The 15,909-nt window shown below is 34.9% G+C and carries 15 protein-coding genes; 11 read left to right on the top strand and 4 right to left on the bottom strand.

Features of this window, described 5'->3' with window-relative positions; genetic code table 11:
• The first annotated feature begins 59 nt into the window (after positions 1–59).
• Positions 60–1,094 (top strand): IS110 family transposase, encoded by a 1,035-nt coding sequence (locus V0410_RS03800; protein ID WP_330742961.1) that lies wholly within the window; start codon positions 60–62, stop codon positions 1,092–1,094.
• Positions 1,095–1,257: 163 nt separating this feature from the next.
• On the opposite strand, the gene V0410_RS03805 is transcribed toward V0410_RS03800, so the two are convergent.
• Positions 1,258–1,704, bottom strand: coding sequence for a PPC domain-containing DNA-binding protein (locus V0410_RS03805; RefSeq protein ID WP_330746375.1), 447 nt, complete (start codon positions 1,702–1,704; stop codon positions 1,258–1,260).
• A gap of 10 nt (positions 1,705–1,714) precedes the next feature.
• A complete protein-coding gene (locus tag V0410_RS03810; protein WP_330746376.1) occupies positions 1,715–2,560 on the bottom strand; it encodes an NAD(P)-dependent oxidoreductase in 846 nt (281 codons plus the stop codon).
• A 211-nt stretch (positions 2,561–2,771) separates the two neighbouring features.
• On the opposite strand from V0410_RS03810, the gene V0410_RS03815 reads away from it, so the two are divergent.
• The 5 genes from V0410_RS03815 to V0410_RS03835 all read left to right on the top strand — a co-directional run bounded on the left by V0410_RS03815 (position 2,772) and on the right by V0410_RS03835 (position 9,680).
• Positions 2,772–3,398, top strand: coding sequence for a chloramphenicol acetyltransferase (locus tag V0410_RS03815; RefSeq protein ID WP_330746377.1), 627 nt, complete (start codon positions 2,772–2,774; stop codon positions 3,396–3,398).
• 417 nt (positions 3,399–3,815) lie between these two features.
• Entirely contained in the window at positions 3,816–4,706 is an 891-nt protein-coding gene (locus V0410_RS03820; protein WP_330746378.1) for a BRCT domain-containing protein, read from the top strand.
• A 27-nt stretch (positions 4,707–4,733) separates the two neighbouring features.
• Positions 4,734–6,230: a tellurite resistance TerB C-terminal domain-containing protein gene (locus tag V0410_RS03825; protein WP_330746379.1), complete on the top strand. Its 1,497-nt coding sequence runs from the start codon at positions 4,734–4,736 to the stop codon at positions 6,228–6,230.
• The gene (locus tag V0410_RS03830; RefSeq protein ID WP_330746380.1) at positions 6,223–7,539 is read left to right on the top strand and encodes an ATP-binding protein; all 1,317 of its coding nucleotides are present in this window, start codon (positions 6,223–6,225) and stop codon (positions 7,537–7,539) included. The genes V0410_RS03825 and V0410_RS03830 overlap by 8 nt, the downstream gene beginning before the upstream one ends.
• On the top strand, positions 7,536–9,680 hold the full coding sequence (locus V0410_RS03835) for a DEAD/DEAH box helicase (protein WP_330746381.1): 2,145 nt from the start codon (positions 7,536–7,538) through the stop codon (positions 9,678–9,680). The genes V0410_RS03830 and V0410_RS03835 overlap by 4 nt, the downstream gene beginning before the upstream one ends.
• Before the next feature lie 32 nt (positions 9,681–9,712).
• Here V0410_RS03835 and V0410_RS03840 read toward each other — a convergent pair whose 3' ends face one another.
• Positions 9,713–10,306, bottom strand: a complete 594-nt coding sequence (locus tag V0410_RS03840) for a Crp/Fnr family transcriptional regulator (protein WP_330746382.1) — start codon at positions 10,304–10,306, stop codon at positions 9,713–9,715.
• A gap of 597 nt (positions 10,307–10,903) precedes the next feature.
• Here V0410_RS03840 and V0410_RS03845 point away from each other — a divergent pair.
• Positions 10,904–11,245 (top strand): helix-turn-helix transcriptional regulator, encoded by a 342-nt coding sequence (locus V0410_RS03845; RefSeq protein ID WP_110008888.1) that lies wholly within the window; start codon positions 10,904–10,906, stop codon positions 11,243–11,245.
• A gap of 12 nt (positions 11,246–11,257) precedes the next feature.
• On the opposite strand, the gene V0410_RS03850 is transcribed toward V0410_RS03845, so the two are convergent.
• A complete protein-coding gene (locus V0410_RS03850) occupies positions 11,258–11,989 on the bottom strand; it encodes an MBL fold metallo-hydrolase (RefSeq protein ID WP_330746383.1) in 732 nt (243 codons plus the stop codon).
• A gap of 256 nt (positions 11,990–12,245) precedes the next feature.
• Between V0410_RS03850 and V0410_RS03855 the strand changes: the two genes are divergently transcribed.
• From V0410_RS03855 to V0410_RS03870, 4 genes are all read left to right on the top strand, one after another.
• Positions 12,246–13,442: an MFS transporter gene (locus V0410_RS03855; protein ID WP_330746384.1), complete on the top strand. Its 1,197-nt coding sequence runs from the start codon at positions 12,246–12,248 to the stop codon at positions 13,440–13,442.
• Between the two features lie 206 nt (positions 13,443–13,648).
• Entirely contained in the window at positions 13,649–14,350 is a 702-nt protein-coding gene (locus V0410_RS03860; protein ID WP_330746385.1) for a DsbA family oxidoreductase, read from the top strand.
• Positions 14,351–14,452: 102 nt separating this feature from the next.
• Positions 14,453–15,034: a 5'-methylthioadenosine/S-adenosylhomocysteine nucleosidase family protein gene (locus tag V0410_RS03865; protein ID WP_330746386.1), complete on the top strand. Its 582-nt coding sequence runs from the start codon at positions 14,453–14,455 to the stop codon at positions 15,032–15,034.
• Between the two features lie 72 nt (positions 15,035–15,106).
• The gene (locus tag V0410_RS03870) at positions 15,107–15,901 is read left to right on the top strand and encodes a helix-turn-helix domain-containing protein (RefSeq protein WP_330746387.1); all 795 of its coding nucleotides are present in this window, start codon (positions 15,107–15,109) and stop codon (positions 15,899–15,901) included.
• The last annotated feature ends 8 nt before the right edge of the window (positions 15,902–15,909 follow it).

Genomic DNA, 15,909 nt, shown 5'->3' on the forward strand with positions numbered 1-15,909 from the left:
CAGAATATCCAATTAGGAGAAAAGACGAAGGAAGATTCCTCACTTAAACAGAATAAAATATGAGAGTATTAAAACAAGTGGCAGGTATAGATGTAGCTCAACAAGAATTAGTAGTTACTTTAGGTTTTCTATATGAAGATCAGACTATAAAATTTATAGCTTATAAGGTATTTACAAATACAGATACAGGAATCCAATTATTGATTAATTGGGTTGAAAAACAAATTGTTGAAGGGCTGGAAATTCACTATATTATGGAAGCCACAGGGATTTATCATCAAAAATTTGCTTATTATCTGGCTGACAATAACAAAAATGTCTATATCGTTTTGCCTAATAAAATAAGCAGTTATATAAGAACTCTTGATATTAAAACGATAACTGATAAGAGTTGTTCTCAGGCTATTACTCAGTTCGGTCTTGAAAGAAAATTAAGTGTCTGGAAAAAGCCTGATCAGACTTATAATGAGCTGCAACAGCTGACCAGAGAGCGAGATCAAATTGTTCAGGAGCGGAGTGTAATAAAAAATCAACTCCATGCGGAAACTGTTCAAGCTCGTCCTCATTTAAAAAGTATAGAAAGAATGCAAGCTCGCCTGAATTTACTCAACGCTCAAGAAAAAGAAATAAAGAAAGATATCGATACTATTATCAATACTAATGCTGTAGTAAAACAATCGATAGAACGACTTACAACGATACCTGGAGTTGGTGTTTTAACTGCCGCTACTGTTTTGGGAGAGACCAATGGTTTTGAACTGATTAGAAATAAGTCTCAATTATCAAGTTATGCGGGTTTAGACGTTAGGGAAAAGCAATCTGGAACATCAGTAAAAGGTAAATCACGAATATCCAAAAAAGGAAATAGAAGCTTAAGAAAATGTTTGTTTTTACCTGCTCTAACAATTGTGAAGTGGGATGATAATTTTAAAGAAATTTACATAAGGCTGACCTCAAAACATGGAATAAAAATGAAGGCTCTAGTAGCGATCCAAAGAAAAATATTAGAATTGATCTATATTCTTTTTAAAAATGAAACGGTCTATGACAGTAAGTATAAATCAAAAAATAGCGTGAAAACTGAGATAGTATAGCACGCTACAGAGTCTAGCTCTGGGCCGACTTAAGAAACAAATTTACAAAAAAATAAATTTTATTTGCAGGTTAACACAGAATCTTGTGTCTTTGTATTTTCCTTTATGTAACGAATAAAACATTCAATAAATATTTGATTACAAATACTACATGGGAACCGGATTATTTTTCAAAATCATAAAAATTGATTCCTGTTTCTTCATTTTTAATTTTTACAACTCTCGTTTCCAAAGGGTAAAAAATAAATTCTCCGGCACCCTGAATTTTTGCCTCCAGAAGGTGTCCGGCCAAAGCTGTGTAATCTTCTCTTCCCAGCGTAATGTGAAGGTGCAAGGTTTGTTTTCCTTCTATTTCAGAAACATTTCCGGAAATATTGGTAACTTCCATCTGTTCTTTGAAGGTCCTGTCCACATATTTTTTGGTGGCCGGATTAAAGAACCGGAGAGTAGCTTCACTCACAGCTCCTATTCCTGTTACTTCTCCCGCCCGGATATTCTGATTCTGAATAAAGTCGGTTAAAGCTTCTACAATATTGGAATGATTTTCAATACTAACGATGTAAATATGATCCACTTTCCTTGCAGACCAATGGTTTCCTTTATAATTCATGATTTCCATGTTATTGTATTGTTTTCAAATAATTGATGATTCCTATAACGTCATCCTGACCGAAGCCTTTATCATGCGCATTCTGATAGGTTTGAACCAGAGCTTCAGACAGAGGATAATCGGCACCTGCATTTTTGGCAAGAAGGATATCTTTCAGCATCAGGTCAAGGGCAAATGCCGGGGTGTACTGATTGGCAGTCAGCAAAGGTGTTTTTACTTTGGTTGCCCCGCTTCCGCTGGCACTTTCGTTGATTATTTCCAGCATGTCTGATCTTTCAATCCCCAGCTTTCCGGCCAATAAAACTGTTTCTGCAAGCCCCTGATAAATGGCAGACAGAAAATAATTGACAGATAATTTTCCCGCAATACCTTTTCCGTTTTCACCTAAATGTTTAACAGATTTTCCCATTTTCAAAAGGTAGGGCATGGCCCGCTGAAGGTCTTTTTCTTCACCTCCTGCCATAATGATCAGAGTTCCTTCCTTGGCTGGCTGGGTGCTTCCTGCTACAGGCGCATCGATAAAGGAGGCCTCTTTTATTTTCAGCGCAGCAGATGTTGCCGCAGACGCTTCGGGTGAGATCGTACTCATATCTACAAAGAGCTTCCCCTGAATATTTAGTGGAAGAATTTCTTCGTATACTGCTTTTACAGCAGTGTCGTTGGTTAGCATTGTGAATACAATATCACTGTTTTGTACAAGATCTTTAATCTGGGTGCAGACTATAGATTTTTCCTCAAAATCTTTGGCTTTTTCAGAAGATCTGTTATACACTGAAAGCGGCAATCCTGCTTTTTCGATATTCTTTGCCATAGGATGCCCCATATTTCCTAATCCGATGAATCCGATTTTTTCCATAGTATGTTTTCTATTTTTTATTGAGTAAGTCTTAATATCCTGATTGAAGGAGAATCCTCTGAAAGAAGATCAATGAAGTATATAAATACGTTTGTTTTGCAGCAAAATACCGACCAAACAGCCATTTGCCCAATTAAGTTTTAATTATATTTTTATCCATAAGCTTTTAAAACCGGATAAACTTTCAGAAATTTGCAGCAAATAAGAAGTAATGAAGATCGTAGATATAGACAACTGGAACAGAAAAGAACATTTTGAATTCTTTTCTAATATGGCAAGCCCTTATTTTGGATTTACAACGGAGGTGGACTGCACCAAAGCTTACGATACCGCCAAAGAAAAAGGGTATTCATTTTTTGCCTATTATTTTCACAAATCTATGGTGGCCGTTAATAGAGTAGATGAGCTGAAACTCAGAATTATTGATGGACAGGTGATACAGTTTGACACCGTCCATGCCGGCAGTACAATCGGAAGACCGGATGGAACTTTTGGATTTTCATTCACTCCTTTCTCAGAAGATTTTGAAACTTTCAATGCGGCACTGCAGGAGGAAATAAAAGGAGTACATGAAACCACAGGACTAAGATTAAGCAACGGAAGGCTGGGAAAAGACCACATCAGACATACTACTATTCCATGGAATTCATTCAGTGCCATATTGCATCCTACAGATTTTAATACAGCAGAATCAGTTCCAAAAATTGCTTTTGGAAGATTCAATATCCGTGGAGGCAGAAAATATCTGCCGGTTTCTGTTGAAGCACATCATGGTTTGGCAGACGGTATTCATATAGCAAGATACCTGGAAGAGTTTCAGAAAGAACTGGATCAATGATCATGGTCTCTACTATCTCTAGATTGAGTAAATGCTTTAATTCCTTACATTTTAAGCTACCAAAGATATTTTCACTCAGTATAATCCATTAAGACTCTTTCTTTAAATAAAATAATATTACGCTATTGATTACCATATTATTTAATATTTCTGTACACATTAAATATAACAGATAGTATCAGAGCTGTCATGCTGAGCTTGTCGAAGCATCTACCAATGTAATTATCAGAAGTTCAAGTGTCTTTTATAAAAAAAAAGATACTAACAGTCCTATTGTTAAGATTTCTCATCTCTCATTGTGGGAAACCGTAAAAAATATTTTCAAATCTTCAATACATTTGAATCGTTATATTACTTATATTAGAAAATTGATTTACGGTCAAAAAACTAATAAACCAATAACTTAATTGTATTAAAATGAGCAATTTTGAAAATCCAGAGCTACAGATTCTTACTTCCAAAGCAAGAGCTGATAAAGCAATCAATTCCCTGAAAGGGCTTTTATTAGGAATTCTTTCTGATGATATCATCGATGTTAAGGAGACGGATGAGCTTAGGTTATGGGCTAAAGAGCATTATGATCTTATTAACAGAAACCCGTTCCGTGAATTTATGCTTTTGATTGAAAATACAGCATCCAATAAAATTCCAGCTAAAGAAGCCGTTGAAGATCTGTATTGGCTGTGTCAGAAATATGAACATGATAGTATTTATTACAATGGAATTACTTCAGATTTACAGCTTTTACAGGGGATTTTCCATGGTATCCTGGCAGATGGTGTTTTAAATAATGATGAAGTTTTTAAACTTCATGAATGGTTGTCAGATAATGAACATCTGAATTCACATTACCCTTATGATGAAATCAGAAGTCTTGTTTTATCAATTGTTGCCGACAAAAAAATAGAAGAAGAAGAAAGAGCAGTATTAACTGCTTTTATCAAACAGTTTGTTGAGTTAAAAAATACAGATATTGCTGAAAAAGTAGAAAAAGATACGGAAGGTGTTTCTATCTCTGGTATCTGTGCTGTAGATCCTGAAATTATTTTTGAAAATAAAACCTTCTGTATCACTGGAATTCTCAGCAGAGGTAACAGAAGTGAATTACAAGAGGCAATTACAAATAAAGGAGGTATTTCCGTGAATAGTATTTCTAAAAAAACAGATTATCTGATTATTGGAGATACCAACAATGCCTGTTGGAGCTATTCCTGCTATGGAAGAAAAGTAGAAAAAGCCTTAGACCTCAGAAAGTCTGGTCATACCATTATTTTGGTTCATGAATTTGATATTTTTGATGCTATTTGAAAAGAAGATTCTTCAGAAGAGGCAATAATGATAACTAAAGAATATGCTATGCCGAACAATAAAGTTTCATTCAATACCGATCCTTCTATTATCGATGTATCCGGAAATTGTGACAGTCCAATCGATTTTGGAGATGAAGATTTTATATCCGGGAATACTTCTGATATCCGGAGTTCGTCCTATGATCCGGATTTTTGGAAAATAGGTACCAAATACAGTCGAAAACTCAATCTTAATGAGAATCAAACTGTAATGCTCAATACCATGTCTTTATCCAATAATGTGTTCAACGAGATTGAATTTTGCAGAGTACAAATTATAAAGCAGTTCTTAAGATCAATAGACTACCTTTATTCCAACTGTATTCCAGTCAATAAATCATATGCAACTGTCATTGATGAATTGTCGGAAATCATCGTCTGTCTACATTATAATTATAAAAAAGACAGCCTGAATTATAGTTATACTTACAATTCTGTACAGACAGAAATTCTCAACCACATTTTAAAATTATGTGAAAATAATGTCCGTGAAGTCTATGGTATCAAAAGGAAAATCAACACTGATTTCAATTATACCGATCAGGATATTCTTTATCAATACAATAAAAAAATTGTTTCGAAGCTTGAAACTTTTCTGATTGAAAACCAGTATCTGATTCTGGATGCTGATTTCAGAACCAATATTATTCTTAATGAAAATAATACCAACCGATGGAAGACAAAATTTGAATTAATCCGGAATGATTATTCCAACCCACTGGCCTTTGAAAGAGAGGTTTTCAGACTGGCAGATGTAAATATCAAAAACCCATCTGTGGACGCAATATTTTTTGAATCTTCAAAATTTGTGGCAGAGCATGATAAAAATTGTGCATTAAGGCTTTATATTCATTACTTAGAAAAGGATCTTAATTCACCTAAGTTCGATAAAAGAGAATTTCCAAAAAACATTCAGAAAAATCTGTTTTCTACCAAAGAACTGTTTTCTGATTTTGAAAAAATCATGAATGATTTTATTGGTGACAGAAATCTGGAAATTGCTCTTAAGAAAATCAATCAGTTTTATCTACCTAAAAGAAAGAGAATTACAATTGACGCTGAAGCCATTAAAAATATTCAGGCACAACATTCTGAAACTGCTGAAATATTAGGACAGATTCTGAGTGATGACAGTGAAGAAGAATTGATTTCCATACAGCAGGAAGAAGTTGGTAAGAAAAAAGAATTGACAACCAATGTTATTCCAATGATATCAGAAATTCAGGTTTCCAAATATAATGAAGAACTTAATTTAACAGATATTCAAAAGGATATTCTCGATTTATTTGAAAAACATAGTTTCAATATTCTACAGGAGGATCTCCGGGATTTTATTAAAACAAAAGGGCTCTTTATGGACTCTACAATAGATTCTATTAATGAGCGTTGTTTTGAACTCCTTGATGATATTCTGATTGAGGAAGAAGAGGAATATTTAATTATTAACACAAATTATTACAAAAAACTTTTAAACAATGATTGACAATATTAAACCTAAAGAAGCTACTTCCATTATCAATTCTCTGATAAGCGGTGTAGTTCCTAAAATAGGAGTACAACATATTACAGTAGGGAGATCTGAAGAAATCAATGCTTTTATTAGTGCCTTAGAAGATGTCAAAAACGGGCTCAGCCTTGTGAAATTCTGGATTGGTGATTTCGGAAGCGGAAAATCTTTTATGCTTCACCTTCTGAATACCGTGGCTTTAAAGCAGAAATTTGTTGTAGCCAATGCTGATTTTACCCCTGATAACAGGCTTTATTCCAATGATGGGAAAAGTGTGATCCTTTACTCTGCCATTATGGATAATATTGCCATCCAAACGAAGCCGGAAGGAGGTGCTCTGCAAACTTTACTTGAAAAATGGATTGAGCAGGTGATTACAAAAGCAGCGGAGGAAAACCATATCTCTCTGATGGAGATCCGAAATGATCAGTATCAACTACTGATTCAGAATTCTATCATGAAAACGGTAAATGAAATTACAGAAGTAGGCGGTTTTGATTTCGGTTCTGCTATTGTTAAATACTATGAAGGCTATATTAAAGGAGATGAATTATTGCGTAGAAATGCTCTGAAATGGTTGAAAGGAGAGTATAGCACAAAAACAGAAGCAAGACAGGATTTAGGAATCAGAGAAATCATCAACGATTCCAATTATTATGACATGCTTAAAAACTTTTGTAAACTTTTTGTAAGTATGGGTTATAGTGGTTTTATGATTAATCTCGATGAAGCCATCAACCTTTATAAAATTTCTACTATGACTGCCCGTGAGAAAAACTACGAGAAAATTTTATCAATTTACAATGATTGTTTTCAAGGGAAAGTAGCCAATCTTTTTATCAATTTTGCGGGGACAAAAGATTTTTTGGAAAATGAGAGGAGAGGATTATTCAGTTATCAGGCTCTTAAGTCAAGGCTTGACGCTAATAAATTTGAAACTTCTGAATTTCGTGATTTTGCGCAGCCAGTGATCAAACTCATGCCATTGAATCATAATGAAATATTTGTTCTTCTAAAAAAGCTGAAATTGATATTCGATTTCAATTATAAAACAGAACTCAATATAACAGATGAAGAAATTTCTTCTTTTATGGAGGAAATTTTCAATAAACCGGGGGCTGCAGAATTCCTGACACCAAGAGAAGTGATCAGAGACTTTTTGAATATGCTTAATATCATCAGACAAAACCCGGAAGTGGACAAAAAAAGACTTTTCGGAGAAATTGAAATCACAGACGAAAGACCGAATGATCTTATTCTGTTAGACAGTATTGAAGAATTATGACGGCGTTTAATCTGCTTTCAGAGCCTATCAGGAAATATATCCGGGATAAAAAGTGGGAGGGTTTAAGACCTATTCAAGAGGCGTCTATTCAAAGAATTATTTCTACAGATAATAATTATATTTTAATATCAAGAACAGCTTCAGGGAAAACTGAGGCTGCTTTTCTGCCTATCCTTTCTAAAGTAAATTTTAAAGAACAGGGAGTAAAAGTCCTTTATATATCACCACTGATTGCTTTGATCAACGACCAATTCCTCAGGGTAGAAAAGCTTTGTGAATATCTGGATGTTCCTGTCACAAAATGGCATGGTGAAGCTTCTAAAGGAGTTAAAGACAGGCTTCTGAAAAATCCGGAAGGTATTGTTCTCATCACTCCGGAATCTCTGGAAGCGATGTTTGTAAATAAACCTTATAATATACGCCATTTATTTTCTGCCCTGGAGTATGTGGTTATTGACGAAATTCATTCTTTTCTAGGTTCAGACAGAGGAACTCATTTGCAATCTTTATTGAGTCGACTTCAAAGAATAAATGGTAAAAAGTTCAGTGTTGTAGGACTTTCTGCAACTGTAAGTGATCTGAATCAGTATAGTGAGCTGAAAGAATTTCTTGGAGACAGTGATCATACCAAAATTATCAGGGATACGACTCCAAAACCAATCAATGCAGTATTTAAATACTTTCCAGGCTCTGTTGAAGAATTGCCTTTACCATTATTAAAAGACCTTTATATACGAACCAGAGAAAGTAAAGTTTTAATATTTCCCAATGCCCGTGGAAGAGTAGAAGAAGTAGCTGTAAAGCTGAAACAAATTTCAGAAAAAGTAGGAGGACACAAAAATTATTTTTCACACCATTCCTCTGTAGATAAAGAAGTCCGTGAATATGTTGAGTTTTTTGCTAAAAATTCAACTTTGCAGAATTTCTGTATTTCCTGTACTTCAACATTAGAGCTGGGAATTGATATTGGAAATGTAGATGAAGTGGTACAAATTGATGCTACACATAGCATTGCTTCACTCATTCAGCGTGTAGGCAGAAGTGGTAGAAGGGAAGGAAAAGCCAGCAATTTATTCCTGTATGCGACGGAAGCATGGAGCCTGTTACAGTCTCTGGCATGTTGGATGCTCTATCAGGAACATTACATAGAACCTGTTTATATTAACAAAAAGCCTTATGATGTTATGGTTCATCAGCTTTTATCTATTGTTAAAAGCTCTTCCGGAATTTCTTTGCCTCAACTTGTGGAAGAAATTGTAGGAAACCCTACATTTTCGGAGATCAGTCTGAAAGAAACAGAAGAAATCATATGTCATCTTACCTCTATTGATTTTTTTGAAAAACTGGGAAATGAACTGATCATTGGTATCAATGGAGAAGAGGTTGTAAATACAAAAGATTTCTACAGTCTTTTTAATACTCCTGTGTTTTTTAAAGTATCCAGTAATGGAGTGAAAATTGGAGAATTACCCTTATCTCCACAAATCAAAGAGAACGAAAACATTTACCTTTCTGCTAAAATATGGAGTATAAAAGCTATTGATTATCAGACAAAAAAAATAGAGGTAATCCCTGCCCGAGATGGTAAGAAACCTAAATTTTTCGGAGATGCAGCGGATACAGCGCACCAGATCAGAGAAAAAATGTTTGAAATACTTATTTCCAATGAACAATATGAATTTTTGGATGATGTGGCTCGGCAAATAATTATTCTTTTACGAAGTGAGTTTTCTTTTTTTACCATCAATGATTTCAAAAAGGAAAGGCCTTTGCTGGAGCATAACGAAAAGCTTACTTTTTTTTCTTTTACAAGTTCGAGGATTAACCGTACTATAGAATTGATATTGGATAGCCTCAATATAGAAAATACGCTGGATCCTCAAAAGAGTGCTTTTGAAATAGAAAACTATACCACAGAAGAACTAAAAACAGTTTTCACTAATTCTGTTATAGGACAAAATATTGATGAAATACTAACAGGTTTAATAGAAAGCAAAACCGAAGTTATTGATTTTTCTAAATGGGGAAAATATCTTCCTATGTCTTATCAGGTGAAATTATTAAAAGAAAAATATTTCGATTTTGAAGGCTGTAGGATTTATCTTCAGGACTTGAAAATGATAAAGAATAAAAAGCAATAATAAAAAAGCCGGACTTAAAACCGGCTTTTGTTTTAATAATAAATCTTCCCGCGTTCTATTTTCAAGATCTGATTCTTTTCCATCTGTTTTATGGTCCGTATAACAGTTTCCACACGTAATCCGGTCAATGAAGCAAGCTGCTGCCGGGTAAGAGGAATCTGGAAAGAATAAGGCTTTTTATCATCATGATAACTTTTCAGATAATCCATCAGTAGTTTTAGCCTGGAAACCGGATTTTGAAAAGAAAGGTTATAGAGCATGATATATTTATAGTACATTCTTTCTGCAAGGCACTGATAGATATTTAATGAAATTTCGGGATTATCCCGGATCAGCTTCAGAAAGTTCTGTCTCGGCATGATGAAAATACTGGAATCTTCCATTGCAATGGCATTCATCGGGTAGGGCCGGTCTACAAAAAGTAAGGATTCTCCAAAGCTATGGCCGTCTGATAATATATTCTGGATAAACTCTTTCCCGTCTTCCATATAATTATTAAGCTTAACTTTTCCTTTTTCAATCTGGAAATAATACATTGGCGAATCTTCTTCCCGGAAAATAATATCTTCTGCTTTATAGTTTTTAATTTTGGCTCCAAATGAGATGAGCAAATTTTCAGTGATCATAGTTCTTATTTATTTTCAGCTAAAATTTTAAATACTCTTTAAGAGACTTTTAATGTTTTAAAATTTATAATAATAAAGGAACTGTGATTTTCTTTATTTCCCATGCAATGTGGTACCATTCATGTACCACATATAGTCACTTTTTTCTGAGTAATTCTTTTGTTTTAATATTGATCCAGATCATAAAAAGTAACTTGGATAATCCATTACATTTACAACCCACTAAAAAGTAACAGTGCAAACAATGGGAAACAGGCTGATAAAAGCTGGTAGGAAATTTTTATTAAAAAAATAACGTGGTATCTATGTGGTACACGCTTTTAATAAAATTTTAATCATTTTTTCTTTCTTTGCCAATGTAAAATTGATATAAAATTCACATGTGGAATTTTTTAACATGATTATTCAATAAATATAACCTATACGCTATGAAACATTACATTATATTAATTAAAAACATCAGAATTTTGAATACATAAAAATCAACCTGCTCCCAATAGTAAATCAGCAAAATACAGATAGAAAAGAGAAAAAAGACTTTGTACTGATATGCGCAAAAGATGCCGTATCTGAAATAAGTAGAGATGAGAAAGTATTATGAAAAATAAAAAACCTGAACCGAACATAGAGGATTTGAATCAAAAGATTCTTGTACAAGACGAAATTATGGCTCTTGCTAAAGCAAATTCTCCCCGACTGCTGAATAAATTCAGACTCGTCTATCCCGATTTTTTTAAGAAGTTATCTGCTATACAGCCTGCACTAAAAAATTCTGAATTGATCTTTTGCATTTACCTTAAGCTCAATATGACCACAAAGGAAATTGCAACCTGCATTTTTGTAACCCCAAAAGCGATACAAAACAGGAAAAACAGAATCAGGAAAAAACTGAATATTCCTTCGGAATTTGATATCTATAAATGGTTTAATGAAATTTAAACCATTTTTTGTTTAAACTTCTACAATAGTTTTATCCAAATCGTGATACAAAAGAATTTTCCAACGGTTTTCTCTTGCTTCTTTTTCCCACTTCAGCCGTAATTCCATCGCCTTTCTACCATCAAAATCACTTTTGTACGCTAAATGATATTTTAAATAAGAAGCCTGCGGGAGGTCATCAGCACCATAGAAAACAGTTTCATCATTTTCTCTGATCCAGAAGACCTGCATAAACGGTGTGTGCCCGCCTGCAACTTCATAGGAAATTTCATCTGTGATCTCTCCCTTATCATCATTCATCCACGTGATATTCGGAAGCTGAATCAGTTTTTCCAGGATCTCAAAATCAAAAGAAGGATTGCCTTTATTTTCCATTGCAAAATCCAGTTCACGTTTCTGTATGTAAATCCGGGCGTTTGGAAAAGCAGCTTCAAAACCATTTTCCGTAAGCTTCACAGCTCCTTCAATGTGATCCTTATGAAGATGAGACAGCAATAACCTGGTAACTTGTTCAGGACGGATGTTTTCCTTTTCAAGAATCTCTGAAACCACAGTTGTTCCGGTACTGTTTTTCCATCCAATTCCGGCATCCAGGAGGATATAGTCATTTTCAGTGATGATAAGGAACGGTTGAACCGACATTTTGATTCCTCCAATCTTATCAAAATTTTCTTCTGTTAAAAGCGTAAAATCCTTGGTTTTGCTTGCCGAAAAATTGCCTTCTTTAAGTGGAATGATTTTCATGCTGCAAATTTCCTTATTATTTCCAAGATTCAAAAAGTTTTTCGTCAATATATATTATCCATAAAAACAATCAGGCAGGCAGAATACTGAAATCATTCTACTTATCTCAGAATCACATAGCATTCATAAAAATGTAAAAGAAAAGAGAATATTATTTCCTTTTTTAATGATTATCTTTGATCTCTTAAAAATCTGACAGTATACATCTTTATCTGCTTTCAGACTGCTTTCAATTCAAATAAAAATTTTATACGTAATGCAGGAGAATTCTTCCAAAGGTATTTCCCGGACTGTTATCTGGCTTATGGCCGTTATTTCCGGACTCGTGGTGGCCAACAATTATTATAATCAGCCTTTACTGGCCCTTATTTCAGAGGAACTACAGGTTTCTGAGAGTGCAGCAGGTAAAATTTCTGTACTGACTCAGATCGGTTATGCGTTAGGACTCTTGCTGATTGTTCCGTTGGGAGACAAATTTTTCCGCAAAAAATTAATTTTAATTGATTTGTTTCTTGTTTTCGGATCACTTTTATGGATGACTTTTGCTACTCAATTATGGATGCTGTATGCAGCCAGCTTACTCATCGGGACAACTTCAGTTATTCCACAATTATTTGTCCCTATTGCAGCGGAGCTTTCTTCAGATAAAGAAAAATCCTCCAACATCGGGTTGGTAATGTCCGGGTTATTGCTCGGGATTCTTCTTTCCCGCTTTGTGGGAGGAATTGTAGGAGAAGTCTGGGGCTGGAGAGCCATGTTTGGAATTGCGGCAGGACTGATGATCATTGTCTGGTTAGCTGTCTATAAAATGCTTCCGGAAATGTCGCCCAATTTTAAAGGGAGCTATAAAGAGCTGATGCAGTCTGTAGCTCATCTTGCAAGAACACAGCCTGTTCTTCAGCTGGCATCATTCCGTGGGGCAATGGCATTCGGTTCTATGTGTGCTTTGTTTACCACATTGGTTTTTCATATGGAAAAGCCACCTTTTAATGCAGGTTCTTCTGTAGTGGGAAGCTTTGGATTAGCCGGGGCTGTAGGAGCTTTAGCTGCTGCTAAGGTGGGAAAACTTCAAAAGTATCTGGATATTAACAGAATTATCTTGTATTCTTTACTGATTGTCATCGGAAGCTGGGGCTTTACCTACTTTGCAGGTGAAACCTATTGGGGACTGATTGTAGGAGTAATTCTTGTAGATCTGGGAGTACAGTCAAGCCATATTATGAACCAGACCAATTATTTTTTGATTAAATCCAATGCTGTTAACAGACTGAATACCGTGTATATGGTATCTTATTTCATTGGAGGATCACTGGGAACATGGCTGGCTTCTATTGCCTGGCAAAAGGCTCAGTGGACCGGCGTATGTCTTGTAGGAACTGTATTCGGAGTACTGGCTTTGATTGCCCATATTTTGTTTTCAAAAAAAGTAAATAAAGCAAACGCAGAGATGTAAATTTTACTATTTCTGATTCGTTTAAGAAGCGGGATTTTATCTTTGATAAAATCCCGCTTCTTCTATTTTCACGCTTATTCAATTTGCGGATCTGCAGAACGCAGCAAGGTTCTTTCCACCTGTCAGAATTAAATTGTAATAGTTTTTGTTACATTAAGTAAAATATCCTATCTTTGTACTCTTAATTTGATGTAAAATTAAATACAATGAAAATAGAAATCTGGTCGGACGTTATGTGTCCGTTTTGCTATATCGGAAAAAATAATTTTGAACAGGCTTTGAATAAGCTTCCTTTTAAAGATGAAGTAGAAGTGGAGTGGAAGAGCTTTCAGCTGGACCCAACTTTAGATCCGAAAGAAACTCAGGATACCATTCAATATTTCAGAGAGAAAAAAGGAATTGCCGAAGCTCAGGCTGCTCAAATGCTGGGACAGGTTACCCAAATGGGAAAAGGAGCCGGAATTGATTTCAACTTCGGAAAAACATTGATCACCAATACATTTAGTGCTCATAAATTACTTCATCTGGCTAAAAAACACAACAAATCCAATGAAATGGAAGAGGCATTATTTATCGCTCATTTTATTGACGGCAAAAATGTTGGAGATACTGAAGTTTTGACAGCTCTTGCTGAAAGCTTAGGGATTGACAGAGAAGAAGCACTGCAGGCTATTACGACAGATCAACTGGATTATGAAGTGAATCAGGATATTCAGGAGGCAAGAAACAATGGCATTTCCGGGGTTCCTTTCTTTGTTCTGAACGGTAAATATGCTGTTTCCGGAGCTCAGCCTGCAGAAGTATTTGAAAATGCACTCCGGCAGACTTATAAAGAGACGGTGAGCCCGTTTAAGGATCTTTCCGGTGAGAACGGAGCTTCCTGTGATGCAGACGGATGCAGTATTTAAGATATCAGAACCCCAAAATAGTTTTATTTTGTGGTTTTTAATTGAATAGAGTCTTGTATCTTTGTAATACAGTAATAAAAGCTGTATAAATCTGATTTCTCAATGATAAAAATTAACAACAACACCCATTACTCAATTGATGATACCCTTTTTGTTTTTGCATTAGATTCCGAAGCAGGAACTGTTTTCGACGATAAAAACAAATTGATTACCGGTATCGGAAAAGTAAATGCGGCGATTGAATTAACCAAAGAAATTCACACAAGAAAACCTAAGCTGATCGTGAATTTAGGTTCTGCCGGAAGTAAGGGATTTCACAAAGGAGAAGTGGTATGCTGCACAAAATTCATCCAGCGGGATATGGATGTAAGAGGGCTTGGTTTTAAATTATATGAAACTCCATTATCAGGAGTACCACCTGTACTGGAATATGGTCTTAAAATGGATACTTTGAAAGAAGGAATCTGTGGTAGCGGTGATAGTTTTGAAATGAACCACTCCGAAACAGATTACAATATTGTAGACATGGAAGCCTATCCGCTGGCATTGATTGCCCAACAGGAAAACATTCCGTTTTTATGCCTGAAATATATTTCTGACGATGCAGGAAGTGACGCAGCAGATGATTGGAGCGTACAGGTACATCTGGCTTCCGAAGCCTTTAAAAAAATACTGTTTTTATAAACAATATAATCCTGAACAAAGTTTCAGGATTTTGTTTTCTATTTGTATTTTTACTTTCAACTCATCACTCATATGAAAGTTACTTTTTATAAACCGATGCATCCTGTTTTGAAAGATTATATTGAAGGATATTATTTTATAGAAAAAGATGACCATCAGAAACCTGTAAAATATCTTACATTTCCGGACAATTACTTTATTGTATCAGCATGTCAGGATGTTGCTGTTACACAGGATAAAGGATGGGTAGAAATTACCAGATCTTCTTCTGAAAATATCGTGGTTGATTTTGTATTCAGATGTTCTGTTCCTACTGAAATTTTTTATCGGCAATCGGTTAATGAAGTTACCGTTTACTTTAAACCCTTAGGTATTTATCATTTTTTTAATGCTGATAAAAGCGAAGATCTGGAACAGGAAATCCTTCTTTCAGACTTTACAGACATTATGGGCACTGTTTTAAAAGAGTCTGACAGGAGAATACAAATTGAAATACTGGAAAATTATTGTCTTTCCAAGTTCCGGCAAAGGAATTTACCTATGGCTTATACAATATTGAATGATTTTGAAACAGAATTGAGTATTGAAGAAATTGCTGCAAAAAATAAAATCACAAGACAGTATGTCAACAAGATCTCTCAGCGATACTTGGCTAAACCTGCTTCAGAATTCAGAAAAATACAGCGGTTTCGTAATGTCTTGATTTCAAATAAAAAATCCAGAAATCTTACAGAACTTTCCTACGAACATCTGTTTTATGATCAATCCCATCTTATTAAAGATTTTAAAGAACTCACCAGAATAAGCCCCGGGAAATTCTTTGAGAATGTAGATACTGATCAGAATAATGTTTGGTTATTCATCTGAGTTTCCAT

The organism is Chryseobacterium sp. CP-77 (assembly GCF_036362765.1).
Taxonomy (GTDB): domain Bacteria; phylum Bacteroidota; class Bacteroidia; order Flavobacteriales; family Weeksellaceae; genus Chryseobacterium; species Chryseobacterium cupriresistens.